Consider the following 13374-nt stretch of genomic DNA (forward strand, 5'->3'; position numbering starts at 1 on the left):
CCGCGCGGCCCGCATGCCGCGCTACCTGGCGGGTTGCAACAGGGGTTCCGCGGGGCTCGTGGCGCCACGGCCCATCAGGCCGATGACCACCTGCCAGGCCATCGCCACCGCGCCGACGATGAACACCACGTCGCCGAAGGTGCGCACCCAGCGCAGCGTCTGCAGGAGCGGCTGCTGCATGAACGCCTCGCTGCGCGCCCACCACAGGCCCTCGGTCACGCTGGCGTGGAACTGGATCACGCCGATGGGCAGCAGGCTGGTGGTGATCATCAGCACCAGGCCGGCGTTCAGGCCCCAGAAGGCGGTCTTCATCAGCCCTTCGCTGAACACGAACCGCGGCCGCACGTAGCGCAGCACCATCAGCGTGAAGCCCAGGGCCAGAAAGCCGTAGACCCCGAACAGCGCGGCGTGCGCATGCACCGGCGTGGTGTTCAGCCCCTGGATGTAGTACAGCGAGATCGGCGGGTTGATCATGAAGCCAAAAACGCCCGCGCCCAGCATGTTCCAGAACGCCACGGCGACGAAGCAGGCCAGGGGCCACTTCAGGTTGGCCATCCACGGCGCGCGGGTCTTCAGGCGCCAGTTTTCCCAGGCCTCGTGGCCCAGCACGATCAGCGGCACCACTTCGAGCGCGCTGAAGGCGGCGCCCACCGCCATCACCGGCGTGGTGGTGCCCGCGAAGTACAGGTGGTGGAAGGTGCCCGGAATGCCGCCCAGCATGAACAGCGAGGCCGAGGCCAGGCTGGCCGAGGTGGCCATCGACCGCGACACCAGCCCCATGCTGCTGAACACGAAGGCCAGCGCCGTGGTGGCGAACACTTCGAAGAAGCCTTCCACCCACAGGTGCACCACCCACCAGCGCCAGTACTCCATCACCGACAGGTTGGTGCGCTCGCCGTAGAACAGGCCGGCGCCGTAGAACAGGCCGATGGCGCCCACCGAGGCGGTGAGCAGCGCCAGCAGGTTCTTGTCCTCGCCGTTGCGCCTGAACAGCGCCGGCAGCACGCCGCGCAGCATCAGCACCAGCCACAGCAGGATGCCGACGTACTTGAGGATCTGCCAGACGCGGCCCAGGTCCACGTACTCGTAACCCTGGTGGCCGAGCCAGAAGTTCCACTCGGCCGGCATGATGTGCGCGATGGCCAGGTAGTTGCCGACGAAGGAGCCGACGCACACGAACACCAGCGCCCAGAACAGCACGTCCACGCCCAGCTTCTGGAACTTCGGATCCTTGCCGCCGTTGATCACCGGCGCCAGGAACAGGCCCACGGCCAGGAAGCCGGTGGCGATCCAGAACAGCGCGCTCTGGATGTGCCAGGTGCGCGTGAGCGCGTAGGGCAGCCACTGCGACACGTCGATGCCGTAGAAGTGCTGTCCTTCCACGGTGTAGTGCGCCGTGAAGCCGCCCAGGAACACCTGGAACACGAACAGCGCCACCACCAGGAACAGGTACTTGCCCAGCGCGCGCTGCGAGGGCGTGAGGGCGAAGCTGGTCAGCGGGTCGCGCGCCGGCGCTTCCGGGTGGGGCTCGTCATGGCGGCGCAGGAAGGACCAGCCCCAGATCAGGAAGCCCACGCCTGCCAGCAGCACCACCACGCTGGCGATCGACCACACCACGTTCTCGCTGCTGGGCACGTTGCCGATCAGCGGCTCGTGCGGCCAGTTGTTGGTGTAGGTCACGCGGCTGTCGGGGCGCTCGGTGGCGGCGGCCCAGGCGGTCCAGAAGAAGAAGCGCGCGAGCTGCTGGCGCCGCTCGGCGCTGGGCAGCGTGTCTTCCTTCATGGCGAAGCTCTGGCGGGTCTTCCTGAACGCCGGATCGGCCGAGAAGAGCTGGTCGTAGTAGGCCGCTGTCTGCGCGATGGCCTGGGCGCGGCGCGCGCTCACCACCAGGTGGTTCGAGGCGTCGACGCGGTTCTTGCGGTACTCGGCCTTCAGCTCGGCGCGCAGCGCGCCCTGGCGGCTTTCGTCCAGTTCCGCGTAGGCCTTGCCGTGGCGCTCCTGGGCGGTCAGGTCGAGCCAGGCGCTCAGCTCGCGGTGCAGCCAGTCGGCCGTCCAGTCGGGCGCCTGGTAGGCGCCGTGGCCCCAGATCGAGCCCAGTTGCATGCCGCCCACCGACTGCCAGGCGGTCTGGCCGTCCAGGATGTCCTTCTCGGTGAACAGCGCCTGGCCCTGGGTGGTAGCGACCTGGGCGGGAACCGGCGGCGCCGAGCGGTAGATGTCGACGCCGAAGTAGCCCAGCAGCGAGAACATCGCGATGCACAGGCCGATCAGCGTGAACCAGTGTTTTTTGTACGGACCCATGATGGTCTCTCCTTTTCTTGTGTCAATGCACCTGCGCCGGCGCGAAGCGCTCGAACAGGATGTTGTTCTCGGTGTGGATGTGCGCCATCAGGTCCCGGCGGAAGGCGCGCAGGCCCGCGTAGAGCGCGCGCCACGTGGTGCAGGCGCCGGGCGGCGGGGTGATGCCGCGGGTCAGCGCCTCCAGGCGGCGCAGCTCGGCGCCGTGGCCGTCGTGCTCCAGGCGCATCACGCCGATCGGCATGGCGACCATCTCGCCCTGGCCTTGCGCGATCAGCGGGAACAGCACCATTTCTTCCTTGCGCATGTGGCTCACGAGCTCCAGCGCCAGGGCCTGCAGGTGGTCGGCCAGGCCGTGCGGGCAGGTGGCGCGTTCGCCATGCACCTGCTCCACCTTGCGCGCCAGCCGGATCAGCTCCGGCAGTTGCTCGCGGTGCACCTCGTGGTAGCGGGTGAGGATGTGATCGACCAGCTCGGCGTCGGTGGCCGCGCTCCAGTCGCGGTCCGGCGCGGTGCCGGCGCGCCGATGCAGGACCTGCAGCTCGGCGGCGATGGGCCTGGCGTCGATGCCGGCGGCATGCGCCGCCGTGCGCAGCGTGCGGTTGCCCGCGCAGCAGAAGTCGAGGCGGTGGTCGCCGAACAGGCGCGTGGCGCCCGGGATGCGGCGGGCCAGGTGGCCCAGCGATTGGTCCAGGTAGTTCATGAGGGCTCCTTGGGTGAGGGGGACTCGGGGCGCGCGCCCGGCGCGCGGGTGGGTGGCAAGCGTGGGGTCATGGTGGTGAATTCCTCCGGAAGTGAGTGCCGTTGCCGGCCTTCATCACGATGCAATCGACAAGCCAGAAAAAATCCTTTTCAATTCAATGGGTTGCGAATATAATGGTAAAAACAACCTGATCTAATAATGGTTAAACAAACCATTAAAAGGTATTTATGACCATGAATGCAGTCAATGCCTTGCTGCTGACCGACTTGGCGGTGGACCTGCCGGCCGGCGTGCGCCAGCAACGGTTGACCGAGACGCTGCGCCTGCACTTCCGTTGTGGCGCCGTGGCCTTGCTGCGCCTGGACGGCGACGGCGAGTTCCTGCGGCCGGTGGCCGTGGACGGGCTGTCCAGCGACGCGCTGGGCCGGCGCTTCGCCGTCAAGGAGCACCCGCGCCTGGCCGCCATCCTGCGGCGGCGCGAGATCACCTGCTTCCACCACGACAGCGGCCTGCCCGACCCCTACGACGGCCTGGTGATCGAGCGCCCCGGCGAGCCGCTGCACGTGCACGACTGCATGGGCGTGGCGCTGGACGTGGAGGGCCAGCGCTGGGGCGTGCTGACCCTGGACGCGCTGGTGGTGGGCACTTTCGACGCGCGAGCGCGGCAGGAACTGGCGCAACTGGTGGCGCTGGTCGAGGCGGTGGTGCGCCTGACGCGGCTGGAGGTGGCGCTGCGCGCCGCCCAGCAGTCGGCCGGCGCGCCGGGCTCGGGCCACGCGGCCTCGCGCGAGGACGGCGACATGGTGGGCCAGAGCGAGGCCATCGCGCGCCTGCTGCACGAGCTGCAGGTGGTGGCCGACACCGAGCTGCCGGTGCTGCTGCTGGGCGAGACCGGCGTCGGCAAGGAGCTGTTCGCGCACCGGCTGCACCGGCTGTCGCGGCGCGCGGCCCGGCCGCTGGTGCACGTCAACTGCGCGGCGCTGCCCGAATCGCTGGCCGAGAGCGAGCTGTTCGGCCACGTGCGCGGCGCGTTCTCGGGCGCGGTGAGCGAGCGGCCCGGCCGCTTCGAGGCCGCCGAGGGCGGCACGCTGTTCCTGGACGAGGTGGGCGAGCTGCCGCTGGCGCTGCAGGCCAAGCTGCTGCGCACGCTGCAGAACGGCGAGATCCAGCGCCTGGGCGCTGACAAGCCCAAGCGCGTGGACGTGCGCGTGATCGCCGCCACCAACCGCAGCCTGCGCGAGCAGGTGCGCGACGGCGCCTTCCGCGCCGACCTGTACCACCGGCTGTCGGTCTACCCGATCCCGATCCCGCCGCTGCGCGAGCGCGGCAACGACGTGCTGCTGCTGGCCGGGCGCTTCCTGGAGCTGAACCGCGCCCGCCTGGGCCTGCGCAGCCTGCGGCTGTCGGCCGCGTCGGACGAAGCCCTGCGCCGCTACCCCTGGCCGGGCAACGTGCGGGAGCTGGAGCACGTCGTCAGCCGCGCCGCGCTCAAGGCCCTGAGCCGCGGCGCCCGGCGCAGCGACATCGTGACGCTGGAGGCCGACCAACTCGACCTGGACCTGGGAGTGCCCGCCGTCGCCGCGCCGGATGCGCAGGCGGCGCCGGTGCCGTCGGCCGGCGACGCGGCGCCGCGGTCGATGCGCGGCATCGTCGACGTGGCCCAGCGCGAGGCCATCCGCCAGGCGCTGGCCGGCCACGCGGACAACTGGAATCGCGCGGCGCGCGCGCTGGAGATCGATCCGAGCAACCTGCACAAGCTGGCCCGGCGGCTGGGGCTCAAGGCCAGCGCCGGGCCGGCCTGATCAGGACGAAGGGGGCTGCATGATCCTAGAAACGGCAGAGTTGACCGCTTGTCACCCTCGGGAAAGCCGCGTGAGCATTGACCTCGACGGCTTCGATGACCTTCACCTTTCGGGTGAGAGCGCTACGCGCCCGCCAGCACCGCGCTCGCCGCGCCATGCGGCGTTGCTCCTCCTTGCGCACAACAGTGCGTCGCGTCGTCTCCCTTGCAGGGCGCGGGCCGTCCACAGGCGCGCAGGCGCCTGTGGAGCCGCGGCGTTCACCCTTGCCTGCCACGCCAATCACGGCACTGGCGGGCGCGTTCAACTGCCGTTTCCAGGGTGATCCACCGCGAATCGCGCAACATATAAAAATGATAGCGACTGACGCAATGCTGGCACGGGCTAATGCCGATTTATCCTTGGAATCGTGCATGCTCCGGCCCGGGCGCGGCTCGCTTTGGTGCGTCTGGCCCGCCGCGCGTCATTTTCTGCACCAAATCGGGACGGCCGCAGGGTTCGCCAGGGCGACGCCTTCACGCCGCGCGGGGGCGAACCTGCAGGTTAAAACTCTGCCTCCAGTTCGTCGATCTCGTCCGGCTCGGCCAGCGCGTCCGCCACCCATTCCTGCATCGCGGGCAGGGCCATGACGGTCTGGCAGTACGCGGCGCACAGCGGGTCGAGCGCGACGTCGTAGCTCAGCAAGCGCGTGACCACCGGCGCGTACATCGCGTCGGCCAGCGTGGGCTGCTCGCCATACAGGTAAGGGCCGCCGCTGGCGTCCAGGCATTCGCGCCAGATGGCGGTGATGCGGTCGATGTCGGCCTGGGCGCGCGACCACACCTTGAAGTCCTTGAAGTGGGCGCGGATGTTCATGGGCAGCGCGCCGCGCAGCGACGCGAAGCCTGAATGCATCTCGCCGCAGATGGCGCGGCAGTGCGCGCGCTGGCGCAAGTCGGCGGGCAGGAGGCCGGCCTGCGGCCGGATCTCGTTCAGGTATTCGCCGATGGCCAGGGTGTCCCACACCGTGATGCCGTCATGCGCCAGCGCCGGCACCCGCATGGACGACGACAGCAGCAGCATCTCGGCCTTCATCGCCGGGTCGTCGGCCGGGATCACGTGCTCGGTGAAGGGCAGGCCGGCCAGCTTGCACATCAGCCAGCCGCGCAGCGCCCAGGCGCCATAGTTGCGGCTGCTGATTGTCAAGACGGCGGGGGCGGCGGCGCGGCGTGTGGCCATGGGTCTGCTCCTGGGAAAAGCCATCCCGCCGCAAGTCCCATGCCAGGGACATGCCGCGGGCGCTGGCCCGCAAATTGCAATGTCTCCGCATGCTCTATCAGATGTATCAGGCGCAGTCCGATCTGGCCTCCCCCGCGCGCATGGCCGCCGGGTTCATGGGGCCGGCGCTGGCCGGTGCCAGCCCGCGCAGCCCGCTGGCGCACGCGGCGGCCACGCTGGAGGTGATGTCGCGCCTGCGAATCACGCACCGCCGGCCCGACTACGGCATCGCCGACGTGTGCGTGGACGGCGAGACGGTGTCGGTGGTGCAGGAGGCCGCGCTGGTGGCGCCTTTCGGCACGCTGTTGCACTTCAGGAGGCTGATGCCCGCGGGCAGCCCGGCGCAACCGCGGGTGCTGCTGGCCGCGCCGCTGTCGGGCCACTTCGCCACCCTGCTGCGCGACACCGTGCGCACGCTGCTGCGCGACCACGACGTGTACGTCACCGACTGGCACAACGCGCGCGACGTGCCGCTGGGCAGCGGCCGCTTCGGGCTGGACGACTACGCCCTGCAGATCGTCGCCTTCCTGCGCGCCATGGGCCCCGGCGCGCACCTGGTGGCCGTGTGCCAGCCCTGCGTGGCGGCACTGGCCGCCACCGCGCTGATGGCCGAGGACGACGACCCCGCCACGCCGCGCAGCCTGACCCTGATGGCCGGCCCGGTGGACTGCCGCGTCAACCCCACGCAGGTCAACACGCTGGCCACCGAGCGGCCCATCGGCTGGTTCGAGCGCAACCTGATCAGCCACGTGCCCTGGCCGCACCGCGGCGCGGGGCGCCGCGTGTACCCCGGCTTCGTGCAGCTCAGCGCCTTCATGAGCATGAACCTGGAGCGCCACCAGGCGCAGTTCCGCCACCTGTACCAGCACCTGGTCGATGGCGAAACCGAGCAGGCCCAGGCCATCCTGACCTTCTACGACGAGTACCTGGCCGTCAACGACCTGCCGGCCGAGTTCTACCTGGAGACGGTGCACCGCGTGTTCCAGACCTACGACCTGCCGCGCGGCGCGCTCACCGTGGCCGGCCGCGCCGTGCGGCCCGAGGCCATCCGCCGCACCGCGCTGCTCACGGTGGAGGGCGAGCGCGACGACATCTGCGCCGTCGGCCAGACCGTGGCGGCGCAGGACCTGTGCCCCAACATCCGGCCCTACCTCAAGTCGCACCACCTGCAGGCCGGCGTGGGGCACTACGGCGTGTTCAGTGGCAGCAAGTGGAACACGCAGATCTACCCGCGCGTGCGCGAAACGATCCGCATGGCGGCTGAATTGCATTGAGGGACCGGCTGGAACGCTTCATGCGTGTTGCGGCGCAGCAATCCGGATTCCCATCCGTCATCCGCCGTTCACAAAGGAGTACCCATGCTGGATCGCACCACCACCACCGAGTTCTCTCACGTCAGGCCTGGCGATACCGACTACCGCCCCGGCGGCCTGCGCGACTTCTTCCTCTACCGCGACCTGGGCGTGGCCGACGCCACCCACGGCAAGGTGATCGCGCACCTGGTCAAGGCGAACATGGCGCCGGAACAGGGCACCGGCTGGCACCGCCATGAGGCGGACTTCCAGATCGTCATCATGGTCAAGGGCTGGGCCCGCTTCATGTACGAGGACCAGGAAACCCTGGTGCAGGCCGGCGACGTGGTGCACCAGCGGCCGGGCATCCGCCACTACCTGTTCGACTACTCGCCCGACATGGAGTACCTGGAGATCGTCTCGCCGGCCGACTTCAAGAGCATCGACGTCGAGCCGGTGTGCGAGATACCGCCGCCGACGCCGTGGGAATGAACGCGCGCGCCGCGCCGCGCGCGGCGGTCGCCATTTCCCGCGCTTACTCGCCCAGCCCGAGGCCGGTCACGATCTCCTTCTCGCTGGCGAAGGTCTTGCGGGCGAACTCGGCATAGGCCTTGTGATCGCGGTAGTCGCTGCGCACGCCGTAGGTGGCCATGGTCTTCTTGACGGCGGGGTCTTCCAGCGCGGCTTTCACGGCGGCGTCCAGCTTCTCCACGATGGGCTGCGGCAGGCCCTTGGGGCCGGCGAGGCCCAGCGGCGAGGGGATCACGACGTCGAAGCCCGCCTCCTTGAAGGTGGGGATCTTGGCGAAAGCCTCGGGGCGCTTGTCGGCCGCCACCGCCAGCGCGCGCACCTTGCCGGCTTCCATGAAGTTCAGGATGCCGTTGGTGAGGATCGCCGTCTTGATGTGGCCGGCCAGCAGGGAATTGATGGCTTCCGAGTCGCCCTTGAAGGGCACGTGGGTCAGCTTGACGCCGGCGGCCTTGGCCAGCAGGGCGCCGGCCACGTGGTTGCCGGTGTTGCGGCCCGGCGTGCCGTAGTCCACGCCGTCGGGGTTTTTCTTGGCGTCGGCCACCACGTCCTGCAGCGTCTTGTAGGGCGAGTTGGCGGCCACGCCCAGGATGAAGTCGTAGGCCGAGAAGGAAGCGATGTAGGTCAGGTCGCCGATGGGGTCGTACTGCACCTTCTGCACGTAGGGCTGGCGGAAGACGCTCACCGGGATCAGCGCCAGGCGGTAGCCGTCGGGCTTGGCCATGCGCATGTCGAGGATGCTCAGCGTGCCGCCGGCGCCGGCCTTGTTCTCGACGATGACCGACTGCTTGAGCTGCTTGCCAATGCTGAGCGCGAAAGCCCGGCCCAGGATGTCGGTGGTGCCGCCGGGGGCGTAGGGCACGACGATGGTGATGGGGCGGGTGGGGTAGTCCTGGGCGTGGGCCGCCGTGGCGGCGAGGCCGAGGAGGCAGCTCAGGGCGAGGAGGGCGGGGCGGCGGTTCATGCAGGGGCCTTTCTGAAGGTTGGGAGGGAGTGTGCCAAGCAAAGCTTCTTATTTTTGGCCAGAACGGGACGCGCACCACTGCCGACAAACCCTATGCCGGTGCGGCCGTCCACGTCGGCTGGGCGTGCGCCGCCCCGGCCGCGCAGCCATCGCGGGGCGCGGAGTGATCCGCTTTTGATAGCTGTTGGCGCAGTATCCACGCTGGCTGAAGGCGGTTTTTGCTTGAAAGTTCTCAGCGCTGCCCTTGCACCAGCCGCTGCACCGCCTGGTAGGTGGCGTCCACGTGCTTGAGCGGGTCGCTGCCCTGGTGGGCGAAGGCGATCCGGCCGTCCTGGCCGACGACGTAGGAGATGCGGCTGGCCATGCCGGGCAGCAGCGAGGCGGCGTCGTAGGCGCGGATGGTCCGGGCCCGCGGGTCGGAGGCGACGGCGAACTTGTCGCGGCAGGCCTCGACGGAAAAGCGCTTGAGCGTGTCGATGTCGTCGTGCGACATGCCGACCACCGTGGCGCCCAGCGCGGCGAACCTGGGCGTGGCCTCGGCGAAGGCGTTGGCCTCGATGGTGCAGCCCTGGGTGAAGGCCTTGGGGAAGAAGTAGATGACGACGGGGCCCTTCTTCAGCGCGGCGGCCAGGTCGAACTCGAAGGCCTGGCCGGCGCGCGCGGCGGGGGTGCTGAAGGCGGGCGCGGCGTCGCCGGGCTTGAGGGCGGCGTTGGCGGGCGCCGCCAGCGCGGCGGCGAGGGCGAGCAGGACGGCGGGAACGAGTGGCTTCATGGGAGCACCTCCGTGCAGGGTCGAGGCCGGCCCAGTGTAGCGATGCCCACCCGCCCTGCACGACAATGCCGGCGATGTCCACACCCTCTTCTCAAGCCCGCATCGCCGTGATCGGCACCGGCGGCACCATCGCCGGGGCCGGCTCGGCCGACCCCGGCTCGGCCGCGTACCGCTCGGCGGTGGTGTCGGTGGCCGGCCTGCTGGCGGCCGTGCCAGGGCTGGCGCGGCTGGCCGAGCTGCAAGCGGAGCAGCTCTTCCAGATCGATTCGGCCGACTTCACCGACGCGCACCTGCTGCAACTGGCGCGCCGCGTGGCCGAGCTGTGCGCGCGCGATGACGTGGACGGCGTGGTCGTCACCCACGGCACGGACACGATGGAGGAGACGGCCTACCTCCTGCACCTGACGGTGCCCACGGCCAAGCCCATCGTGCTGACCGGCGCCATGCGCCCCGGCACGGCGCTGGCGGCCGACGGGCCGGCCAACCTGCTGCACGCGGTGGCCGTGGCGGCGCACCCCACGTCCGGCGGGCGCGGCGTGCTGGTGGTGATGAACGAGGAGGTGCACAGCGCGCGCGACGTGGCCAAGGGGCACACCCAGCGGCTGGACGCCTTCGCCTCGCCGCACGGGCCGCTGGGGCTGGTGGTGGAAGGGGCGCCGCGCTGGTACCGCGCGGTGGCGCGGCCGCACACGGCGCGGACCGAGTTCGACCTGGCCGCCATCGGCGCGCTGCCGCTGGTGGGCGTGGTGGCCGGCCACGGCAACGCGCGGCGCGAGCCCTGCGAGGCCTGGGCGGCGGCCGGGGCACGCGCCATCGTGCTCGCGGGCGTGGGCGGCGGCACGGTGCCGGCCGACCTGCAGCCGGTGCTGCGCGACCTGCGCCGGCGAGGCGTGCACGTCGTGCGCGCCTCGCGCACGGGCGCGGGGCCGGTGATCCGCAACGCCAGCTTCGACGACGACGCCTGCGGGAGCGTGGCCGCCGACGACCAGAACCCGCCGCGCGCGCGCCTGCTGGCGGCGCTGGCGCTGACCCGCGCGGACGACGCGCAGGCGATGCAGCGGATCTTTCTGCGCTATTGACGAAGAAGCGCCAGACGCTGCGTTTTCAATAGCTAACGGCGCAATCTGGATGCAGGCTGAGAGCCCGCTCGACTATGGATCGGCCTGCTGGGCCTGCACCCGCTGGCGTACCGCGTGGATGTTGTTGCGCAGCGCGTACAGCTCGTCCGTGTGCGCCAGGGGCACGGCGATGCGGTTGACCACGCGGTCCAACTCGTCCAGCTCGCCCAGCAGCTCGGCGCGCCCGGCCCGGCCTTCGTCCGCCCGCGCCTCGATCTGGCGCAACTGCGCGTACCAGCGGAACACGCGCCGCCGCACGCGGAAGGTGTACAGCGGCGGCACCACGCGCGACAGCGGCAGCAGCAGCACGATCAGGCCGCCGATGATCAGCCACATGCGCTCCAGCAGGTTGCTGGCCCAGAACGGCAGGTAGCGCTGCCAGAACGGCGGCGTGCCGTTGATGGCGCGGTCGCCCTCGGGGCTGACGGGCAGCTCGCTGGTGCGGGTGTTGGGGAAGTCGCGCGCGCGGTTGAACCAGCCCGCGCCGCCGTGCAGCCCCTGCGCCGCCTGCGCGAACAACTGGCGCAGCGCGGGGTGGGTGTCCTCGCGCGTCAGCAGCGAGGTGGTGGTGGCCAGCAGGCCGACGTCGGCCGGGGGCAAGTCGCTGGCCAGGTCGGCCACGCCGCGCGGCAGCGTCACCGGCTGCAGGAAAGGAAAGCGCCGCGCGTAGGCGTCGGCCTGGGCCACCTCCATCAGCGCGATGCCGGGGGCGCGCAGCAGGCGCTGCACGACGGGCGATTCGGGCGCGGTGACCAGCACCACGGCGTCCAGCAGGCCGCCCTGCAGCGCCTCGGCGGCGGCCTCGGGCGGCAGGGCGCTGAGCACCAGCGCCTGGGCATCGAGGCCGTTGGCCTGCAGCAGGCGCTGCAGCATGCCGGGCACGCCGCTGCCGGGCTGGTCGGCGTTGACGCGCAGGCCGCGCAGGGGCGGCAGCGTGGAGAGCAGCTCGGGTTCGGGCGTGGAGGTGGTTGCCGAGCGCGCGGCCGGCGCCGGCCGGGCCAGCGCGTCGGGCCGGTAGAACACCCACAGCGGCTCGTAGAACAGCGCGCCCAGCGAGGTGATGCCGGCCGCGCCATCGGCCTCGGGGTCGGCGCTGCCGCCGCGCACGAAGGCGACGTCGGCCGCGCCGGCGCGCAGCGCCCGCAGGTTGGCGAGCGAGCCCTCGGTGGTCAGCAGCCGCACGGTGATGCCGTTCCTGGCCAGCGCCTGGGCGTAGCGCTGGCCGAACTCGGCGTAGGCGCTGCCAGCGGGGCCGGTGGCCAGGGTCACGGTGCGGGGCGGCTGCGGGTCGAGCCACCAGTAGGCGGCCACCAGCACGCCGGCGGCGATCAGCGCCACCGGGCCGGCCGAGACCAGCAAGTCGCGCAGGGACAGCACCCACAGGGTGAGGGTGCGGCGGATCGGGCCCATCATGTGTTTTTCAAGTCGAATCAGCCTCCGGCCAGCGCTGGTATTGAGCTATAAGCTATCAAATCGGAAGCGGATGGCAGCCACGCATCGCCCAGCCGCAGCCCGTGCGCGGCGCGCACGGCGTTGACGCAGGCGCGCGCGGCGGCTTCGGCGGCCATCACGCACAGGGCGTTGAAGTCCAGCGCGCGCGTCTGCCCGGTGGCCAGGGCGAACAGCGTGTCGCCGTCCGACATCGTGTGCACCGGCCGGATGGCGCGCGCCAGCCCGTCGTGCCCCGCGCCGGCCAGGCGCCGGGCCTGGGCCTTGGTCAGCGGCGCGTCGGTGGCGACGATGCCGATGGTGGTGTTGGTGCCAGCCAGGAGGGGCAGCGGCGGCTCGCCCGCCAGCACCGCCGCCACGCTGCCGCGCAGGGTCTTGCCGTCGGCCGCGCGCGCGCCGGCGATGGGCGTGCCGCTGGCCGGATCGACCACGTCGCCCAGCGCGTTGACGGCGATGAGCGCGCCGACGGTGACGCCATCGACGCTGACCGACGCGCTGCCGATGCCGCCCTTCATGGCGTGCGCGGGGCCGAACAGCTTGCCCACCGTGGCGCCCGCGCCGGCGCCGACGCTGCCCTGCGCGGGCGCCGCGCCGGACGCGGCCTGGCAGGCGGCGTGGCCGGCGGCGGCGTCGGGGCGGATGCGGGCGTCGCCCACGGCCAGGTCGAACAGCACGGCGGCGGGCACGATGGGCACGATCTGGCCGGGCGCGCGGCCCACGGGCAGGCCGATGCCGCGCTCCTCCAGCCAGCGCATCACGCCGCCGGCGGCGTCCAGGCCCCAGGCGCTGCCGCCGGTGAGCAGCACGGCGTGCACGACGCCGATCAGGTTGCCGGGCTCCAGCAGGTCGGTCTCGCGCGTGCCGGGCGCGGCACCGCGCACGTCCACCCCGCCCACGGCGCCGGCGCCGGCGCGCGCCAGCGCCACGGAGCAGCCGGTGGGCCGGCGCGGGTCGGTGAAGTGGCCGACCTCGATGCCGCGCACGTCGGTGAGGGCGCCGGGGTAGGGCAGGGGGAGGTCCGTGTTCATGCGGGCGAGCGCCGGAAGGGGCGCCTTGCGGGCGATGTTAGCCCGCCCGGGGCGGCCCGCCGGCGCCGCGGCGGTGTGAGCGATGATTCAGTGTGAAACAGGCCGTTGACCAGCATGGGAATTGCGCTGGCAGCTATGGTATCGATAGTGATCGAGGGCGGTCGAG

General features: G+C 71.2%; 11 protein-coding genes. 4 read left to right on the forward strand and 7 right to left on the reverse strand.

The window, feature by feature from the left end; translation table 11 throughout:
- Positions 1-21: 21 nt before the first annotated feature.
- Both IPG65_RS10455 and ytfE read right to left on the reverse strand, forming a co-directional pair.
- Positions 22-2301: a nitric-oxide reductase large subunit gene (locus tag IPG65_RS10455; protein ID WP_293189158.1), complete on the reverse strand. Its 2280-nt coding sequence runs from the start codon at positions 2299-2301 to the stop codon at positions 22-24.
- 22 nt (positions 2302-2323) lie between these two features.
- Entirely contained in the window at positions 2324-3001 is a 678-nt protein-coding gene (gene ytfE / locus IPG65_RS10460) for an iron-sulfur cluster repair protein YtfE (protein WP_293189160.1), read from the reverse strand.
- A gap of 227 nt (positions 3002-3228) precedes the next feature.
- Between ytfE and norR the strand changes: the two genes are divergently transcribed.
- On the forward strand, positions 3229-4803 hold the full coding sequence (norR, locus tag IPG65_RS10465) for a nitric oxide reductase transcriptional regulator NorR (protein ID WP_293189162.1): 1575 nt from the start codon (positions 3229-3231) through the stop codon (positions 4801-4803).
- A gap of 540 nt (positions 4804-5343) precedes the next feature.
- Here the strand turns inward: norR and IPG65_RS10470 are convergent.
- Complete coding sequence (locus tag IPG65_RS10470; RefSeq protein ID WP_293189164.1) at positions 5344-6018, reverse strand: glutathione S-transferase; 675 nt, start codon at positions 6016-6018, stop codon at positions 5344-5346.
- Between the two features lie 89 nt (positions 6019-6107).
- Here IPG65_RS10470 and phaZ point away from each other — a divergent pair, with 89 nt between their 5' ends.
- Positions 6108-7331: a polyhydroxyalkanoate depolymerase gene (gene phaZ / locus IPG65_RS10475; RefSeq protein ID WP_293189166.1), complete on the forward strand. Its 1224-nt coding sequence runs from the start codon at positions 6108-6110 to the stop codon at positions 7329-7331.
- A gap of 84 nt (positions 7332-7415) precedes the next feature.
- Positions 7416-7841 (forward strand): cupin domain-containing protein, encoded by a 426-nt coding sequence (locus IPG65_RS10480; RefSeq protein WP_293189168.1) that lies wholly within the window; start codon positions 7416-7418, stop codon positions 7839-7841.
- A 43-nt stretch (positions 7842-7884) separates the two neighbouring features.
- Here the strand turns inward: IPG65_RS10480 and IPG65_RS10485 are convergent, their stop codons facing one another.
- Together IPG65_RS10485 and IPG65_RS10490 are read right to left on the reverse strand one after the other, a co-directional pair.
- Positions 7885-8841 carry a tripartite tricarboxylate transporter substrate binding protein gene (locus IPG65_RS10485; RefSeq protein WP_293189170.1) on the reverse strand — a complete coding sequence of 319 codons (957 nt, stop codon included), beginning with the start codon at positions 8839-8841 and terminating at the stop codon, positions 7885-7887.
- A 232-nt stretch (positions 8842-9073) separates the two neighbouring features.
- Positions 9074-9613 carry a peroxiredoxin gene (locus IPG65_RS10490; protein WP_293189172.1) on the reverse strand — a complete coding sequence of 180 codons (540 nt, stop codon included), beginning with the start codon at positions 9611-9613 and terminating at the stop codon, positions 9074-9076.
- A gap of 74 nt (positions 9614-9687) precedes the next feature.
- Between IPG65_RS10490 and IPG65_RS10495 the strand changes: the two genes are divergently transcribed.
- Positions 9688-10692: an asparaginase gene (locus IPG65_RS10495; protein ID WP_293189174.1), complete on the forward strand. Its 1005-nt coding sequence runs from the start codon at positions 9688-9690 to the stop codon at positions 10690-10692.
- Positions 10693-10764: 72 nt separating this feature from the next.
- Here IPG65_RS10495 and IPG65_RS10500 read toward each other — a convergent pair whose 3' ends face one another.
- On the reverse strand, positions 10765-12144 hold the full coding sequence (locus IPG65_RS10500) for a TAXI family TRAP transporter solute-binding subunit (RefSeq protein ID WP_293189176.1): 1380 nt from the start codon (positions 12142-12144) through the stop codon (positions 10765-10767).
- A gap of 17 nt (positions 12145-12161) precedes the next feature.
- Positions 12162-13208 (reverse strand): P1 family peptidase, encoded by a 1047-nt coding sequence (locus IPG65_RS10505; protein WP_293189178.1) that lies wholly within the window; start codon positions 13206-13208, stop codon positions 12162-12164.
- Positions 13209-13374 lie beyond the last annotated feature (166 nt).

Source organism: Ottowia sp., from assembly GCF_016703145.1.
Taxonomy (GTDB): Bacteria; Pseudomonadota; Gammaproteobacteria; order Burkholderiales; family Burkholderiaceae_C; genus Ottowia.

Excerpts from the sequence above, each read along its gene's own strand:
- IPG65_RS10485 (WP_293189170.1), bottom strand. The coding sequence starts at position 8,841 with ATGAACCGCCGCCCCGCCCTCCTCGCCCTGAGCTGCCTCCTCGGCCTC.
- IPG65_RS10470 (WP_293189164.1), bottom strand. The coding sequence starts at position 6,018 with ATGGCCACACGCCGCGCCGCCGCCCCCGCCGTCTTGACAATCAGCAGC.
- IPG65_RS10480 (WP_293189168.1), top strand. The coding sequence starts at position 7,416 with ATGCTGGATCGCACCACCACCACCGAGTTCTCTCACGTCAGGCCTGGC.
- norR (WP_293189162.1), top strand. The coding sequence starts at position 3,229 with ATGACCATGAATGCAGTCAATGCCTTGCTGCTGACCGACTTGGCGGTG.
- IPG65_RS10490 (WP_293189172.1), bottom strand. The coding sequence starts at position 9,613 with ATGAAGCCACTCGTTCCCGCCGTCCTGCTCGCCCTCGCCGCCGCGCTG.
- IPG65_RS10505 (WP_293189178.1), bottom strand. The coding sequence starts at position 13,208 with ATGAACACGGACCTCCCCCTGCCCTACCCCGGCGCCCTCACCGACGTG.
- IPG65_RS10495 (WP_293189174.1), top strand. The coding sequence starts at position 9,688 with ATGTCCACACCCTCTTCTCAAGCCCGCATCGCCGTGATCGGCACCGGC.
- IPG65_RS10500 (WP_293189176.1), bottom strand. The coding sequence starts at position 12,144 with ATGATGGGCCCGATCCGCCGCACCCTCACCCTGTGGGTGCTGTCCCTG.
- phaZ (WP_293189166.1), top strand. The coding sequence starts at position 6,108 with ATGCTCTATCAGATGTATCAGGCGCAGTCCGATCTGGCCTCCCCCGCG.
- IPG65_RS10455 (WP_293189158.1), bottom strand. The coding sequence starts at position 2,301 with ATGGGTCCGTACAAAAAACACTGGTTCACGCTGATCGGCCTGTGCATC.
- ytfE (WP_293189160.1), bottom strand. The coding sequence starts at position 3,001 with ATGAACTACCTGGACCAATCGCTGGGCCACCTGGCCCGCCGCATCCCG.